General features: G+C 70.1%; 3 protein-coding genes. All 3 read left to right on the forward strand.

The genetic code is table 11. The features are described from left to right. Positions 1–1,071 (forward strand): ABC transporter permease (locus tag AB0B48_RS32645; protein ID WP_357208402.1); only part of this gene is annotated, 1,071 nt, incomplete at its 5' end. After that, positions 1,068–2,171: an ABC transporter ATP-binding protein gene (locus AB0B48_RS32650; protein ID WP_357208405.1), complete on the forward strand. Its 1,104-nt coding sequence runs from the start codon at positions 1,068–1,070 to the stop codon at positions 2,169–2,171. The genes AB0B48_RS32645 and AB0B48_RS32650, both read left to right, overlap by 4 nt. Positions 2,172–2,269: 98 nt before the next feature. Then, positions 2,270–3,046: ATP-binding cassette domain-containing protein (locus AB0B48_RS32655; RefSeq protein ID WP_357208408.1), on the forward strand; the 777-nt coding region annotated here is incomplete at its 3' end.

The raw sequence follows: 3,046 nt of genomic DNA on the forward strand, positions 1-3,046 counted from the left end.
CCGGCCTCCGGCACTGTGCCGGTCGGCGTCCACCCCCTCCCCGTTCCGGCTTGGGCTCCCAGCCCCGGCCCGCTGCCACCAGGAGCCTCGGCGGTGCTCATCTACATCCTGCGACGGGTCGCCAGCGCGGTCTCCGTCGTCATCGTGACGTTGGTCGCCAGCTTCGGGCTGTTCTTCGTCGCGCCCACCGATCCGGCCGGAACGATCTGCGGCCAGCGCTGCACCCCGGAGCGCTACGCCGACATCAGCGCCAGCCTCAACCTCGACGAGCCCGTCGCGCAGCAGGTCGGCGGATATCTGAAAGGGCTCGTGGCCGGGCGCACCTACCACTCCGGTGGGCTCGCCATCGACTGCCATGCGCCCTGCCTCGGCTACTCGTACACCCTCGGCCAGCCGGTCACCAAGCTGATCGGGCAGGCATTGCCGGTCACCGTCTCGATCGTCCTCGGTGGCGCGGTGGTCTACCTGATCACCGGCATCCTCGCCGGCATCGTCGCGGCCCGAAGACGAGGCACCTACCTGGACCGGCTCATGGTCGGCACCTCGCTCGGCATCAACGCCGTGCCGTACTTCGTGGTCGCGCTGCTCGTCTCGCTGTACGCGACGTTCCTGCCGCACGCCGGCTACCACCCGCTGCTGGAGAACCCGTTCACCTGGGCGACCGGGTTGCTGGCCGCCTGGCTGACGCTCGGCCTGGCCAACGCCGCCTCGTACACCCGCTACTCCCGAGCGTCGATGATCGAGACGCTGGGCGAGGACTACATCCGCACCGCCCGCGCGAAGGGCGTCAGCGAGCGCCGGGTGGTCTACCGCCACGGCCTGCGCGCCGCGATCACCCCGATCGCCACCATCTTCGGTGTCGACCTGGCAATCCAGTTGACCGGAGCGATCTTCACCGAGGCGATGTTCGGGTTGCCCGGCCTCGGCGTGCTGACCCTGCGCGCATTCAACCAGTACGACCTGCCGGTGCTGATGGCCGGCGTGCTGGTCGGCTCGGTGGTGCTGGTCGTGATGAACCTGCTCGTCGACATCCTCTACACGATCCTCGACCCGCGAGTGAGGCTGGGATGACCGAACCGCACCTGCTGTCGCGCCCGGACCGACGGCCCGAGACGCTCTCCCGCGCCCGCCGCGCCGCCGGCGACCGCGCCGCCGGGCAGTCCTATCTGGAGGTCACCGACCTCACCGTCACCTTCCCGACCGCCGACGGCCTCGTGCGGGCGGTGCAGGGGCTCAGCTACTCCCTGCCACTGGGTCGCACCCTCGCGGTGGTCGGCGAATCCGGCTCCGGCAAGAGCGTGTCCAGCATGGCAATCATGGGCCTGCACGACCCGCGCAGCACCCGGATGACCGGCTCGATCACCGTCGGCGGCGAGGAGGTCGTCGGCATGCCGCCCGCCGAACTCCGCAAACGACGAGGCGTCAACGCCGCGATGATCTTCCAGGACCCACAGTCGTCGCTGCACCCGTACTTCACCGTCGGCGACCAGATCATCGAGGCGTACCGGGCGCACCACCGTGTGTCCAAGCGGGTGGCCCGGGACCGGGCGGTCGACATGCTCGGCCGGGTCGGCATCCCCAACCCCCGCCGCCGCCTCGGCGACTACCCCCACCAGTTCTCCGGCGGCATGCGGCAACGCGCGATGATCGCGATGGCCCTGGTCAACGACCCCAAGCTGCTGATCGCCGACGAGCCCACCACCGCGCTGGACGTCACAGTGCAGGCGCAGATCCTCGACCTGATCATGGAGTTGCAGCAGGACTTCGGCTCGGCGGTCCTCTTCATCACCCACGACCTCGGTGTCGTCGCCGAGATCGCCGACGACGTGCTGGTCATGTACGGCGGCCGCGGCGTCGAGTACGGCCGGGCCGACGCGATCCTCGGCCGGCCACTGCACCCGTACACCTGGGGTTTGCTGGAGAGCATCCCTGCGGTCTCCGGCGAACCGGCCCGGCTGCACCCGATTCCCGGCACGCCGCCCAGCCTGCTCGCGTTGCCCACCGGGTGCTCGTTCCACCCGCGGTGCGAGTTCGCCGGTCGGGCGCAGGGTTGCGCCGTGGACCTGCCCGAACTGGTCTCCCGCACGGCGGACACCACCCGGACCTCCCGCTGCCACCTGCCCGACCCGGCCGGGATCTTCGAGACCGCCATCCTGCCCCGGCTGCCCTGAAGGAACACGTGATGACCACTGCCACCACCGACACCGCGACCCTCGCTGCGCCCGCCGGCCCGACCGGGGCACCGTTGCTGGAACTGCGGGACCTCCAGATGCACTTCACCGCCCGGGGCGACGGGTGGTTCGGCCGCAACGACCACCGGATCCGCGCCGTCGACGGGGTGTCGCTGCAACTGCGCGCCGGCGAGACGCTCGGCCTGGTCGGTGAATCCGGTTGCGGCAAGACCACCACCGGCCGCCTGATCACCCGGCTGCTCGAACCGACCGGCGGGCAGGTCCTCTACCAGGGGACCGACATCACGCACCTGAAGGAGAAGGACCTGCGGCCGTACCGCCGGGAGCTGCAGCTCATCTTTCAGGACCCGTACTCGTCGCTCAATCCGCGGCACACGGTGGGCACCATCATCGGCGCGCCCCTGCGGGTGCACAACCTTGTGCCCAAGGGCAGGGAACTGGACCGGGTCCGGGAGTTGCTGGAGGTGGTGGGGCTCAACCCCGAGCACTACAACAGGTACCCACACGAGTTCTCCGGCGGTCAACGGCAGCGCATCGGCATCGCCCGCGCGCTGGCCGTACAGCCGAAGGTGATCGTCGCCGACGAACCGGTCAGCGCCCTCGACGTGTCGATCCAGGCGCAGGTGATGAACCTCCTCGAAGACCTCCGCAAGGAGTTCACCATCGCGTTCGTCTTCATCGCCCACGACCTGGGCGTGGTGCGGCACTTCTGCGACCGGGTGGCCGTCATGTACCTCGGTCGGGTCGTCGAGACCGCCGACCGCGACGCGCTCTACGGCGCGCCGCAGCACCCGTACACCCAGGCTTTGCTCTCCGCCGTACCCGATCTGGGGGTCGTGCGCGGCGGGGCGCCG

Source organism: Micromonospora sp. NPDC049089 (assembly GCF_040648775.1).
Classification (GTDB): Bacteria; Actinomycetota; Actinomycetes; order Mycobacteriales; family Micromonosporaceae; genus Micromonospora.